Annotated in this window: 16 protein-coding genes (1 of these 16 cut by a window edge); 12 read left to right on the plus strand and 4 right to left on the minus strand. The window is 58.5% G+C overall.

Translation table 11 applies throughout. The annotated features are described in order from the left end of the window. The first annotated feature begins 69 nt into the window (after positions 1–69). The 5 genes from ABFT80_RS04330 to ABFT80_RS04350 are packed head-to-tail and all read left to right on the plus strand — an operon-like array spanning position 70 to position 3,328. Positions 70–855: a ComF family protein gene (locus ABFT80_RS04330; RefSeq protein WP_347970607.1), complete on the plus strand. Its 786-nt coding sequence runs from the start codon at positions 70–72 to the stop codon at positions 853–855. Between the two features lie 26 nt (positions 856–881). After that, positions 882–1,148 (plus strand): glutaredoxin 3, encoded by a 267-nt coding sequence (gene grxC / locus ABFT80_RS04335; RefSeq protein WP_347970608.1) that lies wholly within the window; start codon positions 882–884, stop codon positions 1,146–1,148. Positions 1,149–1,158: 10 nt separating this feature from the next. Continuing rightward, the gene (locus tag ABFT80_RS04340; RefSeq protein WP_347970609.1) at positions 1,159–2,010 is read left to right on the plus strand and encodes a carbon-nitrogen hydrolase family protein; all 852 of its coding nucleotides are present in this window, start codon (positions 1,159–1,161) and stop codon (positions 2,008–2,010) included. Further along, a complete protein-coding gene (locus ABFT80_RS04345; RefSeq protein WP_347970610.1) occupies positions 2,007–2,432 on the plus strand; it encodes a DUF1178 family protein in 426 nt (141 codons plus the stop codon). Before ABFT80_RS04340 ends, ABFT80_RS04345 begins: the two co-directional genes overlap by 4 nt. A 2-nt stretch (positions 2,433–2,434) precedes the next feature. Next, entirely contained in the window at positions 2,435–3,328 is an 894-nt protein-coding gene (locus ABFT80_RS04350) for a DMT family transporter (protein ID WP_347970611.1), read from the plus strand. 164 nt (positions 3,329–3,492) lie between these two features. Here the strand turns inward: ABFT80_RS04350 and ubiG are convergent, their stop codons facing one another. Next, on the minus strand, positions 3,493–4,242 hold the full coding sequence (gene ubiG / locus ABFT80_RS04355) for a bifunctional 2-polyprenyl-6-hydroxyphenol methylase/3-demethylubiquinol 3-O-methyltransferase UbiG (RefSeq protein ID WP_347970612.1): 750 nt from the start codon (positions 4,240–4,242) through the stop codon (positions 3,493–3,495). 199 nt (positions 4,243–4,441) lie between these two features. Between ubiG and ABFT80_RS04360 the strand changes: the two genes are divergently transcribed. The 6 genes from ABFT80_RS04360 to clpB all read left to right on the plus strand — a co-directional run bounded on the left by ABFT80_RS04360 (position 4,442) and on the right by clpB (position 14,021). Then, positions 4,442–5,695, plus strand: a complete 1,254-nt coding sequence (locus ABFT80_RS04360; protein ID WP_347970613.1) for an aspartate kinase — start codon at positions 4,442–4,444, stop codon at positions 5,693–5,695. Positions 5,696–5,797: 102 nt separating this feature from the next. After that, a complete protein-coding gene (gene ptsP, locus ABFT80_RS04365; protein WP_347970614.1) occupies positions 5,798–8,068 on the plus strand; it encodes a phosphoenolpyruvate--protein phosphotransferase in 2,271 nt (756 codons plus the stop codon). A gap of 77 nt (positions 8,069–8,145) precedes the next feature. Further along, complete coding sequence (gene prfA / locus ABFT80_RS04370; protein ID WP_347970615.1) at positions 8,146–9,225, plus strand: peptide chain release factor 1; 1,080 nt, start codon at positions 8,146–8,148, stop codon at positions 9,223–9,225. Next, the gene (gene prmC / locus ABFT80_RS04375) at positions 9,218–10,090 is read left to right on the plus strand and encodes a peptide chain release factor N(5)-glutamine methyltransferase (protein WP_347970616.1); all 873 of its coding nucleotides are present in this window, start codon (positions 9,218–9,220) and stop codon (positions 10,088–10,090) included. The genes prfA and prmC overlap by 8 nt, the downstream gene beginning before the upstream one ends. A gap of 329 nt (positions 10,091–10,419) precedes the next feature. Then, positions 10,420–11,214: a DUF4167 domain-containing protein gene (locus ABFT80_RS04380; protein ID WP_347970840.1), complete on the plus strand. Its 795-nt coding sequence runs from the start codon at positions 10,420–10,422 to the stop codon at positions 11,212–11,214. 197 nt (positions 11,215–11,411) lie between these two features. Continuing rightward, on the plus strand, positions 11,412–14,021 hold the full coding sequence (gene clpB, locus ABFT80_RS04385) for an ATP-dependent chaperone ClpB (RefSeq protein WP_347970617.1): 2,610 nt from the start codon (positions 11,412–11,414) through the stop codon (positions 14,019–14,021). Positions 14,022–14,087: 66 nt separating this feature from the next. Here the strand turns inward: clpB and ABFT80_RS04390 are convergent, their stop codons facing one another. Further along, entirely contained in the window at positions 14,088–14,510 is a 423-nt protein-coding gene (locus tag ABFT80_RS04390) for a VOC family protein (RefSeq protein ID WP_347970618.1), read from the minus strand. 351 nt (positions 14,511–14,861) lie between these two features. Here ABFT80_RS04390 and ABFT80_RS04395 point away from each other — a divergent pair, with 351 nt between their 5' ends. After that, complete coding sequence (locus tag ABFT80_RS04395) at positions 14,862–16,394, plus strand: L,D-transpeptidase family protein (RefSeq protein ID WP_347970619.1); 1,533 nt, start codon at positions 14,862–14,864, stop codon at positions 16,392–16,394. Positions 16,395–16,411: 17 nt separating this feature from the next. Here the strand turns inward: ABFT80_RS04395 and ABFT80_RS04400 are convergent, their stop codons facing one another. Both ABFT80_RS04400 and ABFT80_RS04405 read right to left on the minus strand, forming a co-directional pair. Further along, on the minus strand, positions 16,412–16,765 hold the full coding sequence (locus ABFT80_RS04400; RefSeq protein ID WP_347970620.1) for a VOC family protein: 354 nt from the start codon (positions 16,763–16,765) through the stop codon (positions 16,412–16,414). A 40-nt stretch (positions 16,766–16,805) separates the two neighbouring features. Continuing rightward, positions 16,806–17,729, minus strand: partial view of a M23 family metallopeptidase gene (locus tag ABFT80_RS04405; RefSeq protein WP_347970621.1) — the end only. The gene runs 1,032 nt beyond the window's last position; 924 of the gene's 1,956 nt are visible here — the last part of the coding sequence; the start codon falls outside the window, past its right edge — the gene reads right to left on this strand; its stop codon occupies positions 16,806–16,808.

Here is a 17,729-nt window from a genome sequence, read left to right on the forward strand (position 1 = left end):
GGTCTTTTTCTCTGTTTGTGCTGGCTGCGAGATCGGTCTTGGCTATAGTCGTTTCAAGTGCAACGAGCGATGGCCCAAAGCGTGATCGAGAACAAGAGCCTTGCCAGAGCCATGATCGAATGGCCAGCCCGGTTTCTGTTTCCAGCTGTCTGTGCCGGTTGCAAAAGGCTGGTTTCACAGCCCGGTGCACTTTGCCCGCAATGCTGGGGAAGATTGCGATTTCTCGAAAAGCCGTGGTGCGAAGTCATGGGAACGCCGTTTCGTCACGACATGGGCGAGGGCATATTATCTGCCGATGCAATCGCCAATCCGCCGCCCTTTGCGCGGGCGCGAGCCGCGGTTTCCTATACTGGTGTCGCAAGGCGCATGGTTCAGGGCCTGAAATACAACGACAAGACCGATCTTGCGCCATGGATGGCGCGCTGGATGCTGCGCGCTGGCGGTGAATTGCTGGACGATGCGGACATGATCGTTCCGGTGCCGCTTCACTGGCGACGATTTCTGCAAAGGCGGTTCAACCAGTCTGCAGAACTCGCAAGAGCCGTCAGCAAATTATCCGGCAAACCGTTCATGCCGGGACTCGTGACGCGAACCAAGGTGACGCGCCAGCAGGTCGGGCTTGGCATACGCGAACGCGAAGACAATGTGCGCAGCGCCTTCAAGGTGAAGGAAAAAATGATCGAAAATATTGCCGGAAGGCGTGTTCTGATCATTGATGATGTTTACACGACGGGTGCGACCGTTTCTGCCGTGGCGCGTACCTTGATGAAAAAAGGTGCCGGTGCCGTGGATGTGCTGACCTTCGCTCGCGTGCTGCCTGGGGACTTTCAGCCCGACGATGCAGAGACTATATAGGTCAATGAGATTGTCGGAATTTTATCATGGTTGATGTCACGATTTACACGCGAACGATGTGCGGCTTCTGCTCCGCAGCCAAGCGGCTGCTCGATAGCAAGGGCGTCGCCTACACCGAGCATGATGCGAGTTTTTCGCCGGAATTGCGGCAGGAAATGATCCAGCGCGCCAATGGCCGCGCGACTTTCCCGCAAATCTTCATCGGCGATGTTCATGTCGGCGGCTGCGACGATCTGCATGCGCTGGAAGATTCCGGGCGTCTCGACGGTATGCTTGCCGGCAATCAGGCCTGAGGACAAAGCTATGGGCGTTTTCAAAGCAGCGGCCATCCAGATGCGCTCCGGTACAAGCGTCGAGCGCAATGTAGAGACGTTTGAGAAAATGGTGCGCGAAGCGGCGGCGCTTGGTGCAACCTATGTGCAAAGCCCGGAAATGACCGGGGCGCTGATGCGTGACAAGCAGGCGCTTCTGGCGTCGCTGAAGCCGGACGATTCGGACCTCGTCGCGCTTGCCGCAAAGCGTCTTGCCAGCGAGCTTGGCATCTATGTTCATGTTGGCTCGACGGCCATCGCGCTGCCGGACGGCAAGGTCGCCAACCGCGCGTTTCTTTATGCGCCATCGGGGGCGCTGCTTGCCAGCTACGACAAAATCCACATGTTCGACGTCGATCTCGACAATGGCGAAAGCTGGCGCGAATCCGCGACCTATCAGCCCGGAAACCGCGCGCAGACCGCCGATCTGCTGGGCGCGAAGTTCGGTTTTGCCGTCTGCTACGATCTTCGTTTCCCGCAATTGTTCAGGGCTGAAGCATTGGCCGGTGCCAATGTGCTGACCGTACCGGCAGCCTTCACGCGCCAGACCGGCGAGGCGCATTGGCATGTGCTTTTGCGCGCCCGCGCCATTGAAAACGGGGCGTTCGTTATTGCAGCCGCGCAGGGCGGCGTTCATGAGGATGGACGCGAAACCTATGGTCATTCCCTGATCATCGACCCGTGGGGCAAGATCATTGCGGAAGCGGACAATGCCGAGCCGGGTGTGATCGTGGCCGAAATCGACACCGACCTTTCCGCGCAGGCGCGCCAGAAAATTCCCAATCTGAAGAATGCCCGCGATTTCACGGTTCAGGCTGCTGAAGCCGAGAAGGTGGCGTCATGATCAGCTTTTCCCTGATCTGCGAGCAATCCCACGAATTCGAGGGCTGGTTTCGCAGCGGTGACGATTTCGATAAGCAGCAGAAGCGCGGTCTGGTCGATTGCCCACATTGCGGCTCGCATAAGGTAGAAAAGGCGCTGATGGCACCTTCCGTCTCGACTGGTCGCAAACAGGAAAAGATCGCGCTCGCAATGGGCGAAGAGCAGCGCAAAATCGTGGAGCAGTTTAAAGAACTGGCCAAGAAAGTTCGCGAAAATGCCGATTATGTCGGCGACAAATTCGCGGACGAAGCGCGCAAAATCCATTTTGGCGAGTCTGAAGCGCGCGGTATTTACGGCGAAGCGACTTCCGAAGAAGTTCGCGACCTGGCCGAAGATGGCGTCGGCTTCATGCCGCTTCCCGTATTTCCAGAAGATCGAAACTGATCTTGCATTCATTGTGGAATTCCGCGGCCGGGTTGCTGGTCATCACCGGTGCGCTGCTTGGGTTGACGCTGCCATTCGGCAAGCTGGCGACTGCGGCAGGCGTTGGCCCGATACTCTGGGCGTTCATCATCTCGTTCGGCGCTGGCGGGATTTTGCTGATCGCGCTTCTCGCGAAAGGCGAGCGAATTCGTCTCAACGCTGCGAAAATGCGCTATTTCGTGATTGCGGCAGCGATTTCCTACGCCATTCCCAATCTGCTTATTCTGTCCGCCATACCGCATCTGGGTGCCGGATTTACGGGGCTGATGTTCACGCTTTCGCCGGTCATCACGCTGTTCCTGTCGATCCTGCTGCGCCTGAAACGCTCGAACGCGCTTGGCATTGCGGGTATTGCCGTCGGCTTTATCGGTGCCTTGCTGGTCGCGTGGACGCGCGGCGAGGTCGGGCGTCCGGCCGATCCGTTCTGGATCGGCATGGGGCTGCTTATTCCCGTTAGTCTGGCGGCTGGAAACATCTACCGCACGATGGATTGGCCAAAGGATGCAGGTCCTATCGAGCTTGCCGTCGGCAGTCATCTGGCGGCGGCAGCACTTCTCATCATCGGATCGCTCTTTTTCGGTGGCTTCGATGTGTCGCCGCTGGCCGGCATATCGTGGTTGGTCGTGCTGCAGATGGCGTCAGCAGCGGCGATGTTTGCCTTTTTCTTCCGGCTGCAGGCAGTTGGCGGCCCGGTCTATCTCAGCCAGATCGGCTATGTCGCAGCCGCTGTCGGACTGATTTCCGGCACGCTGGTTCTCGGCGAAAGCTATGGCCCGCTGACATGGCTTGGCGCGGCGATTATCTCCATCGGCGTTTTCATGACGACGAAGGCACAGACCGCGCAAGCTGCCGCCTAGAGCCTTTCCGGCTCAGTTGGGTCGCCCCTCATCCCGCTGCCGCGACCTTCTCCCCGTGCAAAACGGGGAGAAGGAGACTGGCTGCAACGTTGACGCCCCCTCTCCCCGTTCTTCACGGGGAGAGGGTAGGGTGAGGGGCTCTTTCTATCAAAATCTTAAATGATCTAAGCGGCAGGTTTTTCCGCAAGCACCATGTAGTTGACGTCCATGTCGCGCGATTTCGACCAGCGGTCGGACAGCGGATTGTACGTGACGCCGGTGCGGTCGATGATCGAAAGCCCTGCACTGCCGAGTGCTTTTTCGAGTTCGTCCGGCCTGACCAGCCTGCCATATTGATGGGTACCGCGCGGCAGCCAGCGCAGAACATATTCCGCACCGACGATCGCCAGCCCAAGAGCTTTGAGTGTCCGGTTGATGGTCGCGACGAAGGTGATGCCGCCCGGTTTTACCATCTGCCCGCATTTGAAAATGAAGAGATCGACGTCTGCGACGTGCTCGACCACTTCCATGTTGAGCACGATGTCGAATTGTTCGCCTGCATCCGCCAGATCTTCGGCGGTCGTTGCGCGGTAATCGACTTTCACGCCGGATTCGGCTGCGTGCAGCTTGGCAATCTCGATGTTGGTTTCGGATGCATCCGCGCCGACGACTTCCGCGCCGAGACGCGCCATTGGCTCGCACAGAAGCCCGCCGCCGCAGCCGATATCGAGAATTCTCAAGCCTTCGAAGGGCTTTGCCGCATGCGGATCGCGCCCGAATCGCGCGGCAACCTGATCGCGGATATAGGCCAACCGGACCGGGTTGAATTTGTGCAGCGGGCGGAACTTGCCGTTGGGGTTCCACCATTCGGCGGCCATTGCTGAAAAGCGCTCGACTTCGCCGGCATCGATTGTCGATCGTTTTGCATCGGGCATGAGATGTCTCCTTCGAGCGCAGCAAGAAAGCCAGCGGCGGGTCATGTCAAGGCGACATATTCTATCGATTTTAGACTGCTTGCGGAAACATGACGATTTGGCTAAGGAAACACCCGCATTCCGGGCTGCGTATTTTCGAGGTCCGAACTTCACTTTCGCGGCCCCAAAGCCGCTTTCGAATCAAGGGCATCCGTTTTCCATGGCGCGCATCGTGATGAAATTCGGCGGAACATCCGTCGGCGACATCAATCGCATTCGCAATGTCGCTCGCCACGTCAAACGCGAGGTCGATGCGGGTCACGAGGTTGCTGTCGTCGTATCCGCCATGTCCGGCAAGACGAATGAACTGGTCGCATGGACGCGTGAAGCCTCGCCCATGCACGACGCCCGCGAATATGATGCTGTGGTCGCGTCGGGCGAGCAGGTGACGGCGGGTCTTCTGGCAATCGCGCTGCAGCATATCGGCGTCAACGCCCGCTCATGGCAGGGCTGGCAGATACCGATCAAGACCGATGGCGCGCATGGCGCGGCACGCATTCTCGAGATCGACGGCACGGAATTGATCAACCGTTTTGGTCAGGGGCAGGTGGCAGTCGTCGCCGGTTTCCAGGGCATCGCGCCAGACAATCGGCTTGCGACGCTTGGGCGCGGCGGTTCGGACACAAGTGCCGTGGCTATTGCCGCTGCCGTGAAGGCCGACCGTTGCGACATCTATACCGATGTCGATGGCGTCTACACGACCGACCCGCGCATGGAACCCAAGGCGCGGCGTCTTCCTAAGATTTCCTTCGAGGAAATGCTTGAAATGGCCTCGCTTGGGGCCAAGGTTTTGCAAGTTCGCTCCGTGGAACTTGCGATGGTGCACAAGGTGCGTACATTCGTGCGCTCCTCTTTCGATGATCCGGATGCGCCCGGCATGGGGGATTTCGACAATCCGCCGGGAACGCTCATTTGCGACGAGGATGAAATCGTGGAACAGCAGGTCGTCACCGGAATTGCCTATGCCAAGGACGAGGCGCAGATATCTCTGCGGCGCGTTTCCGACCGGCCGGGCGTGGCAGCAGGCATTTTCGGGCCGCTCGCCGAGGCTTCCATAAATGTGGACATGATTGTCCAAAATATTTCGGAAGACGGCAAATCGACCGATATGACGTTTACCGTGCCTTCCGGCGATGTGGACAAGGCGTTGGCGGTTCTTGAAAAGCTCCGCCCGGAACTGGGCTTCGACACCATCCAGCATGACCACGGCATGTCTAAGGTTTCGGTCATCGGTATAGGAATGCGCAGCCATGCGGGCGTGGCGGCAACGGCGTTCAAGGCGTTGGCCGACAAGAGCATAAACATCCGCGCGATCACGACTTCGGAGATCAAGATTTCGATTCTGATCGACGGTCCCTACACAGAACTTGCAGTTCGCACTTTGCATTCCATCTACGGTCTGGATAAGCAGTAGTAGCAGGCCTAGTCTGGCGATTCCGGTTTCGGGTCAGCCGGTGCAGTTTTCGGGGCTCGCCTCGGGCCGCACCGGCCTGAAGCTATTGGAGAGAGGGTGCCGATGCGTGATACGGCGGGAGGTCCGCGCGTTCTTCTGAAACGACTCCGCGAACTTATGGCGGAGGCGCTCGAACCGCAGGAACGGCTCGACAGGATCGTTCGCGATATCGCGCAGAACATGGTGGCAGAGGTTTGCTCGCTTTATGTGCTGCGCGCCGATTCCGTACTCGAACTTTATGCAACCGAAGGTCTTAATCCCGGAGCCGTCCACTTGGCGCAGCTTCGGCTCGGACAGGGTCTGGTCGGCACGATTGCCGCCAGCGCGCGAGCGCTGAACCTTTCCAATGCGCAGGAGCATCCCGCCTTCGCGTATCTCCCGGAAACGGGCGAAGAAATCTACAATTCCTTCCTTGGCGTGCCGGTTCTCAGGGCAGGGCGCACGCTCGGCGTTCTGGTCGTGCAGAACAAGACGATGCGGCATTACCGCGACGACGAGATGGAAGCCCTCGAAACGACGGCGATGGTGATTGCCGAGCTGATCGCGAATGGCGATCTGGCGCGGTTGACGCGGCCGGGTCTCGAACTCGATCTGCGCCGTCCGGTCAGCTTTACCGGCCTTTCCTTCAATGAAGGCATCGGCCTTGGCCATGTCGTGCTTCACGAGCCGCGCATCGTCGTCACCAATCTGTTCAACGAAGACAGCGAAGAAGAGCTTGGGCGTCTCGATATAGCGCTCGGTTCGCTGCGGCTTTCCATCGACGACATGCTGGAGCGCCGCGATGTGGCGTTCGAGGGCGAGCATCGTGCGGTTCTCGAAGCCTATCGCATGTTCGCCAATGACCGCGGCTGGGTTCGCAGGCTGGAAGAGGCCGTCCGCAACGGCCTGACGGCGGAAGCGGCGGTCGAGAAGGTTCAAAGCGACATGCGCGCGCGCATGATGCACATGACCGACCCTTATCTGCGTGAGCGGATGAGCGATTTCGACGATCTTGCCAACCGACTACTGCGTCAGCTTATGGGCCGTTCGCCGGAAGACATGGCGACGAGCCTGCCGAAGGACGCAATCATCGTCGCGCGCTCGATGGGGGCAGCCGAATTGCTCGATTATCCGCGCGAAAAGCTGCGCGGGCTGGTGCTCGAAGACGGTGCGCCGACGAGCCATGTGGTGATCGTCGCGCGGGCGATGGGCATTCCGGTCGCCGGGCAGATGAAGGGCGCCGTCTCCATGTCGGAGAATGGCGACGCAATCATCGTCGATGGCGAGGATGGCTCGATCCATCTGCGCCCGCAATCGGATGTCGAGGCAGCCTACGCCGAAAAAGTGCGCTTCCGGGCACGCAGGCAGGAACTTTACCGCGAATTGCGGGGCAAGCCTTCCGTCACCAAGGACGGCATCGCAATCGATCTTCTGATGAATGCCGGGCTGGCGGTGGATTTGCCGCAGCTTGCCGAGGCGGGTGCAGCAGGCATCGGCCTTTTCCGCACCGAATTGCAGTTCATGGTTGCATCGACCTTCCCGCGCGTCGAGGCGCAGGAGCGGCTTTATCGCGACGTGCTGGATGCGGCGCGCGGCAAGCCGGTGACGTTCCGCACCATTGATATCGGCGGCGACAAGGTTCTTCCATACTTCAAGAACTCGGTTCAGGAAGAAAATCCGGCGCTTGGCTGGCGGGCTATCCGCCTGACGCTGGACCGGCCGGCACTTTTGAGAACGCAGATACGTGCGCTTTTGAAAGCGGCAGGCGGGCAGGAACTGAAGATCATGCTGCCGATGGTGACGGAGCTTTCCGAAATCGCCCAGGCGCGCGAGATCATCGATCGCGAAGTGCGTCACCTTTCGCGCTTCGCGCATCATTTGCCAACGCGCCTGAAACTCGGCGCGATGCTCGAAGTGCCGTCGCTGATGTGGCAGTTGGACGAATTGATGGAGGCTGTCGATTTCGTTTCGGTCGGCTCGAACGATCTGTTCCAGTTCATGACGGCGACCGACCGCGGCAATACGCTGCTTTCGGACCGGTTCGACCCGCTTTCGGTGCCGTTCCTGCGGGTTTTGAAGCAGATCGCGGATGCCGGGAACCGCAACAATACGCCCGTGACCTTGTGCGGCGAACTCGCAGGCAGGCCGATTTCTGCGATGGCTCTGCTTGGGTTGGGCTTCCGCTCGATTTCGATGTCTCCAGCATCCATCGGCCCGGTAAAGGCGATGCTGACGGAGTTGCCGCTTGGTCAGCTTGAGACTTTCTTCGAGGAAAACCTGTCGGGCTCGACGGCTGGGCTGCCGATGCGCGCGCTGTTGCAGGCGTTTGCAGATGATCGGTCGATACCGCTGTAGGACGCACCTGCAGCCACGGGCTGGACAATTCCCGCATTAAGCGGCATCACCGCGCGAGAAAAACCTCAGAGTTTTGCATGACTGACCTGCCCCGCGACCGGATGAACCAACTTGTGAAGCGTTTCGATATGCTCGAAATGCAGATGTCGGCTGGGCCGGACCCTGACGCCTATGTGAAGATGGCGTCCGAATATTCCGATCTTCAGGAGATTGTCGGGGGCATTCGCAAGCTGCGCAGCGCCGAACAGGAAGCCGCCGACCTCGAAGCCATGCTTGCCGACAAAAGCACGGATGGCGAGATGCGGGCACTGGCCGAGGGCGAGCTTCCCGATGTGGAAGAGCGGATCGAGGAGTTGCAGAAGGAAATTCAAATCCTTTTGCTGCCGAAGGATGCTGCGGACGAGAAAAGCGCCATTCTGGAAATTCGTGCCGGAACGGGCGGCGATGAGGCAGCGCTTTTTGCAGGCGATCTTTTCCGCATGTATGAGCGCTATTCGGCGGCGCATGGCTGGCGTTTCGAGGTCGTCTCGGCGAGCGATGGCGAAGTCGGCGGCTACAAGGAAATCATTGCGACCGTTACCGGCAAAGGCGTTTTTGCGCATCTGAAATTCGAATCGGGCGTGCACCGCGTGCAGCGCGTGCCGGAAACCGAGGCGGGCGGGCGCATTCATACGTCTGCCGCGACCGTTGCGGTTCTGCCGGAGGCGGAAGAGGTCGATATCGACATTCGCCCCGACGACATCCGTATCGATACGATGCGCGCGTCGGGTGCGGGCGGACAGCACGTCAACACGACGGACTCGGCGGTTCGCATCACCCATTTGCCGACGGGCATCATCGTCGTTCAGGCGGAAAAATCGCAGCACCAGAACAGGGCGCGTGCCATGCAGATCCTGCGGGCGCGGCTGTTCGATATGGAGCGCTCGAAGCTGGCGGAAGAACGGTCCGAATCGCGCAAGCTTCAGGTCGGTTCGGGCGATCGCTCGGAGCGCATCCGCACCTATAATTTTCCGCAGGGCCGTTTGACCGATCATCGTATCAATCTGACGCTCTATAAGCTCGATCGTGTGATGATGGGCGAATTGGACGAGGTTATCTCGGCGCTGATTTCCGATCATCAGTCGAAGCTACTGGCCGATATGAGCGAGTATGGCTGAGGCCACGCTGGCATCCCTGCTCGGTGCTGCCAAAGCGCGTCTTGCCGCTGGCGGGATAGAAGATCCGGCGCTGGATGCGCGGTTGATCGTCGAGCATTTCACCGATTCGGACCGGCTTGATTTCGTGCGGACGCCCGACCGAATCATCGAGGCCGAAACGGTGTCGGCAGTGGATACCGCTCTGACCCGCCGGCTCGATGGCGAGCCGGTTCACCGGATCTTGGGATTTCGCGAATTTTACGGGCTGAAGCTCTCGCTGGCAGCCGAAACCCTGGAACCGCGCCCGGATACGGAAATTCTGGTCGATGGCATTTTGCCGTTTGTCCGCGAGGTGGCGGGTAAACAGGCGGGCTGCCGGATAGTCGATCTTGGCACAGGCACCGGGGCAATCGCCCTCGCATTGCTGAACGAGGTTCCTCAAGCATCCGCGCTTGGCGTCGATGTGGCTGAAGGCGCATTGGCGCAGGCGCGTAAAAATGCAGATGATCTTGGACTGGGTTCACGGTTTTCCACACTGAAATCAGACTGGTTTTCCGAGATTTTCGGGGTTTTCGACCTTATCGTCTCCAATCCGCCTTATATTGCGTCCAAAGAAATTCCCGAATTGCAGGTAGAGGTTAAGCGGTTCGATCCGATGGCCGCACTTGATGGCGGGCAGGATGGATTGGACGCATATCGAGTGATCGCCGCAGGCTCCTCAAAACATCTTGCTGAGGGTGGAAGGGTTGCAATCGAGATCGGGCATACCCAATTGTTGGAGGTGAGCAGCGTGTTCGAACAGGAAGGCTTTGTACTTCTTTCCGCGCTGAAGGACTTTTCCGGCAATGACCGTGCTCTTATTTTCGAACAAGCGTCAAAGCGTTGAGAAACACGGAAAAAACGCTTGGCAAGTCCAGTCAATGCCGCTAGGGTCAATTTACCGGATGAGACGAAGCAGGCAGTGCTGTACCGATTCGGTTCCCTTCGAAAAAGTGAAACAAGCTGCCTTTTCGCGTCTATGACGCTAAAGCTTCGTGCGGGGTCATTCGGCTAGTGACACGAACCGAAAATAGGGTGGCACGTGGCGCCAACGCATAATCTGCGGGCGAACACAGTCGGAAAGACACGGGAACGGCGCGCTGTCCAGGCAGTCCGTGCAATCGGATAATTCAACATGAAGAGATCAGGATGAGGCCACAACAGCAGAACAGGCGCATGCGCGGTCGTAACAACAACAATAATAATTCGAACAACAACAATAATAATAACAACAATAACAACCGCCGCGGGCCTAACCCTCTAACGCGCAATTACGAGAGCAATGGTCCGGATGTTAAAATCCGTGGCTCGGCTCAGCAGATTGCCGAGAAATATTCGACTCTGGCTCGCGATGCGCACAGCGCCGGCGACCGTGTCATGGCTGAAAACTATCTCCAGCATGCAGAGCACTACAACCGCATCATCGCGGCAGCTCAGTCTCAGGTCGCAGCGCAGCAGACGAATAATCAGCGCGACGATTCCGACGACGACATGGATGACGATAACGATCAGAACGGCAACCAGCAGGATAATGGCAATCAGCAGGACAATGCTGTTACCAATAATGGCTCTGGTCCTCAGCCCGTGATCGAAGGAACTCCGGCGGAAGTCGCGTTCAACAACGAGACGCCTGCTTCGCCCGCATCCGACAATGTTCAAACGCAGCCAGCTCCAAGACAGAGCCGCGGCCGTCGCTCGAACCAGTCCAACAATTCGGAAGCGCGCAACACCGTTGCGGAAGCACCAGTCGAAGCCCCTGCCGCAGACGTCAATGTAGCTTCGCAGGAAGCTTCGACGGAAGTGAACGGCGCAGCGGCGGATAGTGTTGAGGCCGCAGCACCGCGCCGCAGCCGACGCCCGCGTCGCGGCGAACGTGCCCGTCAGGGTGACGAAGAGCAGAGCGCGGATGCAGCGCCCGCCGTCGAAAACGGCGGCAATGACGGTGCGGATCTAGCAATCGTCGAAAGCTGATACGTTACTACATTCCAGATCAAGCGGCGGGAGCGAAAGCTTCCGCCGTTTTTGTTTGAGCAGCATCCGTTTCCATCTTGAGGGAAGGGCGGTATCTTCCCATATCTGCCTTGAAAGAATCCGGCTCACAGAGCGGGTTCGTCAACCAGAACCTAACGGTGCCGCGAAGCGGGCCGGGCGGACAAGGAGACAAAAGTATGAATCTTGAAAAACACACAGAACGCGTCCGGGGCTTTATCCAGTCTGCGCAGACGATGGCACTTTCGCGCAACCATCAGCAATTCACGCCAGAGCATATTTTGAAAGTGCTGGTCGATGACGAGGAAGGCCTGGCCGCTTCGCTCATCGAAAAGGCAGGCGGCAATGCGCGCGATGTTCGGCTGGGCGTCGAAACGGCACTTGAAGCCATGCCGAAAGTCGAGGGCGGCAATGGCCAGCTCTATCTTTCGCAGCCATTGGCCAAGGTTTTTTCGACCGCTGAAGAGCTGGCGAAAAAGGCTGGCGACAGTTTCGTGACCGTCGAGCGGCTTCTGACGGCGCTTGCCGTCGAGAAGTCCGCAAAAACATCCGATATTTTGAGCAAGGCAGGCGTTACCGCGCAGTCGCTCAATCAGGCAATCAACGACATTCGCAAGGGACGCACTGCCGATTCGGCAAGTGCGGAGCAGGGCTACGATGCGCTGAAGAAATATGCGCGCGACCTGACGGCAGATGCGCGTGCGGGCAAGCTCGACCCGGTGATCGGTCGCGACGATGAAATTCGCCGCACCATCCAGGTGCTGTCGCGCCGCACGAAGAACAATCCGGTGCTGATCGGCGAGCCGGGCGTCGGTAAGACCGCGATCGCGGAAGGGCTGGCGCTGCGCATCGTCAATGGTGACGTGCCGGAATCCCTGAAGGACAAGCAGTTGATGGCGCTCGACATGGGTGCGCTGATTGCCGGCGCGAAATATCGCGGCGAATTCGAAGAGCGGCTGAAGGCGGTTCTTTCGGAAGTGACTTCGGCTGCAGGCGGCATCATCCTGTTCATCGACGAGATGCACACGCTGGTCGGGGCGGGCAAGGCGGATGGCGCGATGGATGCATCCAACCTTTTGAAGCCCGCGCTTGCGCGCGGCGAGCTGCATTGCATCGGCGCAACCACGCTCGACGAATACCGCAAGCATGTCGAGAAAGACGCGGCGTTGGCGCGGCGCTTTCAGCCGGTTTTCGTCAGTGAGCCGACCGTCGAGGATACGATTTCGATCCTGCGCGGCTTGAAGGAGAAGTACGAGCAGCACCACAAGGTACGGATTTCGGATTCCGCGCTGGTTTCGGCTGCAACGCTTTCCAACCGCTATATTGCCGACCGTTTCCTGCCGGACAAGGCGATCGACCTTGTGGACGAAGCCGCGTCGCGGCTTCGCATGCAGGTCGATTCCAAGCCGGAAGAGCTGGACGAAATCGACCGTCGCATCATGCAGCTCAAGATCGAGCGCGAAGCGTTGAAGGTCGAGAAGGACGAGGCTTCGAAAGACCGGCTCGAGCGGCTGGAAAAGGAACTCACCGACCTCGAAGAGGAATCGGCAGAGATCACCGCGAAGTGGCAGGCTGAAAAGCAGAAGCTCGGCCTTGCCGCCGATCTGAAGAAGGAACTCGACGAGGTTCGCAACGAACTCGCGATTGCGCAGCGCAAGGGCGAGTTCCAACGTGCCGGCGAGTTGGCTTATGGGCGGATTCCTGAACTGGAAAAGCAGTTGAAGGATGCGGAAGCGCAGGACGACAAGGGGTCCATGGTCGAAGAAACCGTGACGCCCGACCATGTCGCGCATATCGTTTCCCGCTGGACGGGCATCCCGGTCGACAAAATGCTGGCAGGAGAGCGCGACAAGCTGCTTCGCATGGAAGACGAAATCGGCCTTCGCGTGGTCGGGCAGGGCGAGGCGGTTCAGGCCGTCTCAAAGGCGGTTCGCCGTGCGCGCGCCGGGCTGCAGGACCCGAACCGACCGATCGGCTCGTTCATGTTCCTCGGACCGACAGGCGTCGGCAAGACCGAACTGACGAAGGCGCTGGCGAGCTTCCTGTTCGATGACGAGCAGGCGATGGTGCGGCTCGACATGTCGGAATTCATGGAGAAGCACTCCGTGGCCCGGCTGATCGGCGCGCCTCCCGGCTATGTCGGCTATGAGGAAGGCGGCGCACTGACGGAAGCGGTGCGGCGCAGGCCCTATCAGGTCGTGCTTTTCGACGAGATCGAAAAGGCGCATCCGGATGTCTTCAACGTGCTTTTGCAGGTTCTCGACGATGGAAGGCTGACCGATGGTCAGGGTCGTACGGTCGATTTCCGCAACACGATGATCATCATGACGTCTAACCTCGGTGCCGAATATCTCGTAGGTCTGGGCGACAATGAAGATGTCGACAAGGTTCGCGACGAGGTGATGTCGGTGGTGCGTGCATCGTTCCGGCCGGAATTCCTGAACCGCGTGGACGAGGTCATTCTGTTCCACAGGCTGCGGCGCGAGGATATGGGACGGATTGTCGAAATTCAGCTCAAGCGGCTCGAAAAACTGCTTGAAGATCGCAAGATCAAGCTGTCGCTCGACACGGATGCGATCGACTGGCTGGCAGCAAAGGGTTACGACCCTGCCTATGGCGCGCGCCCGCTGAAGCGCGTGATCCAGAAGGAAATTCAGGATCCGCTGGCGGAGAAAATTCTGCTCGGCGACATTCTGGATGGCTCCAGCGTCAAGGTCACGTCCGGGTCGGACAGGCTCAATTTCCGCTCTAAAGCGGGGACGGTGGCCGAGGCTGAAAAGGCAGCGTGATCTTACGCTGCCAGTTTTGAAGATGCCGATCGGGGATCACCAAAAAAGGGATCCCCGATTTGCTTTTTAGAGGCCAAACGTTACCAGTCCGCGCTCGTCGATCTTCCAGGCCGGGTTCCAGGCAATCTCCCATGCGTGATTGTCGGGATCTGCGACGTAGCCGCGGAATCCGCCATGCACGGGCGCATCGGCCTTGCGGATGATCCGACCGCCTGCGGATACGAGTTGATCCATCACAACGACGACATCTTCCTGGTTGGGCACGTTGTGAGCCAAGGCAAATGCGGCGTTCGACAGATCGTTTGAACGGTTCATGTCGGCATCGAGCGAAGTTTTGAGAAACAGCCCGAGTACGAAGCCGTTCATTTGGTAGAACGCGATTTCTTCATTCTCGAAAACCGGTTTCCAGCCGAAACCTTCGACATAGAAACGTCTTGAGCGAACGAGATCGGCTGTGCCGAGCGTAATGATGGATATTTGCTGTTGCATGTCCGTATCCTTACATTCGTTCCACACTATTGCAGAACGTTGAAGGCCTTGGGACTCATCGCATTGCGAAGGCCAGAGCCTGCTTGCGCAGGGGCCGGGCTAACCGCACCGGCCTTCTCTTTTTTGGCTCCGACACTATAAACCAGATGAGACTGAATCGCAATTTTACCAGTCGTATTCCAGTGGCTGCTCTGCAACGGATGATCATTTTCATGTCCGGTTCATATGGGAACCTTATTCTTGCCATTTGATTTGGCGAATGGGTCTTTACACGTCGAATTCGAAACGAGACCCAGTCCCGGACAAGGTTCGGGATGATGCGAGGGTGATGGACTGGAGACTTTCGTAAATATGTTTCGCGCATTGCTCTTTTTGTCGGCGATTTCTGCCGGTTTCGTATCTTCCGATGCAGAAGCGGCGACGCGGATCGGCGAAGAAACGCGTTCTGAAAAAGAACGCGGTGCGCCGAGCGGTGTTTTGCTTGCGCAATCGGGCGATGTGGAAGTCTATTTCGACGGTGCGGGAAATCGCGTTCTGGTCGATTCTTACACCGGCGAGATAATCTCGGTTCAGCCGCGCGGACGTTTCAACAGTCAGGCGGAGCGCCGCGAAATACGCAGGCAGGAACTCGGACGCCCCGAACCCCGTGAGCAGGACCGTTATTATCTCGACGATCCGGCAGACATGGAACGGCTGCGCCGCGACAGGCAGCAAGGTGTCGTGCGCGGCGGACCACCGGCGCCGGGCGATTACGGCTATTACGACGACTATTTGAGCGAGCCACCGCCGGACGATGTTCTGCGCGGTGAGCCATCGCGCAACTTACCGAACCCGAATTACAACAATCCGAACTATCAGGACCCGAATTATCGCGATCCGACCTATACGGCGCGCGAAAATCCATCGGGTTCGGCCCTGCCGCAACCGGTCGAGCGCGCGCCGCTTGGTGAGCCTGCTCCTTTGGGAACGCCGCCTGCCTCCCAGCAGCCACCTTCGGATACGCTTCGCAATCCATCGGTTGCGCCGACCATGGCGTTAAGCGCGCGTGAAAAAGTTGCCGCCTTGCAGATTCTTCTCGATCGCGCCGGTGCGTCGCCGGGTGTCATCGACGGTCGTTTCGGCAGCAATGTCGATAAAGCCATCATCGCTTACCGTGAAATAACCGGCAAGAATCTGCGCTCGACCGATGAAGCCCTGATCGAGCAGGGCCTGGCGGAGACCGGCGGCGATCCGTTCATGAATTACGAGATCACGCCGACCGATGCGGCTGGTCCGTTCGTCGCATCGATTCCTTCGGATTATGGCGAAAAGGCCCAGCTCGAACATATGAGCTATACGTCCGTGGTCGAAATGCTCGGCGAACGCTTTCATATGGATGAGAATTATCTGCAGGCGCTGAACCCGGAAGCGAATTTCAATCGCCCCGGCACGATCATTCGTGTGGCCAATATCAAGCGTACGAAAAAGCCGCCGGTGAAGCGCATCGTTGCGGACAAGGCGAACAAGCAGGTTCGTGCTTATGACGAAAACGGCAAACTCGTCCTGATCTACCCGTCGACGATCGGTTCATCGGATACGCCTTCGCCTTCCGGCGTGCACGCCGTTACGCGTGTCGCGCTGAACCCCAACTACACCTACAATCCCAAGCTCAACTTCAAGCAGGGCAATAACGAGAAAATTCTCACCATCCCGCCGGGGCCGAACGGTCCGGTCGGCTCGGTGTGGATCGCGCTCGACAAGCCAACTTACGGCATTCATGGAACGCCTGATCCTTCGAAGATCGGCAAGACGGAAAGCCATGGCTGTGTGCGCCTGACCAATTGGGATGCACAGGAACTGGCCAAGCTGGTGAGCCCCGGCGTTATGGTCGAGTTTTTGGATTGAGTGGGACGCGCTAAGAATCAGCCGAAGTGTGAAAGCACGTTCAGCAATTTCCCGAATGGGTCGCGCATATAGAATCGGCGCACGCCCCATGGCTCGTCGGCGAGTTCGTAGGCAATCTCGGCGCCAGCGGCTTTTGCGCGGCGGTAAAGAGCATCGACATCATCCACTTCGATGGAAAGATCGGGTACTTCCGTTCCCGATCCGCCTTCGGTCATGACGCTCATTTGCGTCAGTGCCGAGTTTCCCGATCCGAAGGTGGCAATCCAGCCAAAATCCATGATGATTTCGAGTTCGAAAATCTCACGATAAAAAGCTTTCGCCTTTTCGATATCGGCAACGGCGATATTGGAGACGATTCGTTTTACAGCCATGACATCACTCCGTTCGGAATTTTCCGAAGGAACGCACGCTTCAGCCGCTGATCTTCGCGCTGGCGACAGTCTGGCTGTCGCCGTCCTTCTGCTGAAGCAGATCGTCGATGCGTTCGCGTTCATTCTTGAACGCTTCGAGATCGTCGCCCTTCAATTCGCGTCCGGTTGGAAGGCGAACGCGCATCGGATCGACTTTCGTTCCGTTGACGATCAATTCGTAATGAAGGTGAGGGCCTGTGGAAAGGCCGGTCGAGCCGATGAAGCCGATGACCTGACCCTGACGAACCCGCGCGCCCGGCACGACACCATCGGCAATCGCGTTCTGGTGGCTGTAGCTGGTCTGATATCCGTTGGCGTGGCGCAGAATGGTCTGCTTGCCGTAACCATTCGACCAGCCGGCCTTTTCGACGGTGCCATTGCCGGCTGCGATAATCGGCGTGCCGCGGGGTGCTGCCCAATCGACGCCGGTATGCATGCGCACATAACCCAGAATCGGGTGGCGGCGTCCGCCGAAGCCGGAACGGAACACGCCGTTCGGCGCCGGGTTACGCAAAAGGAACTGACGGGCGCTGCGGCCATCCTGATCGAAATAATCGACAACGCCGTCTTCCATCTGGAATCGATAGAAGTTGCGGGTGTGGCCGCCAAATGTGGCCGATACATAAAGCAGCTCGGAGTTTTCCGACATCTGGTCGTCGCCGTCAGGCTGCGAGAAGAAAACCTCGAGCTGGTCCGATGGGCTGAGGCGTGACTGGAAATCGACATCGGAGGCCAGCAGTTTGACGAGCTGGCGGGTCATTCCGCGCGACATTCCATAAGAATATGCCGCTTTATATATACCGTCATAAACGGTGGGCAGATTTCCGCGTGTTGCGACCACCGGCGAATCGTCGAATGCAGTCAGGATTTCCGGGTTCAATTCCGGTTCGGCACAGGCGACGAATTGGTGGCGATCGTTGAGTGC

This window comes from Foliimonas ilicis (assembly GCF_039939195.1).
Taxonomy (GTDB): Bacteria; Pseudomonadota; Alphaproteobacteria; order Rhizobiales; family Rhizobiaceae; genus Foliimonas; species Foliimonas ilicis.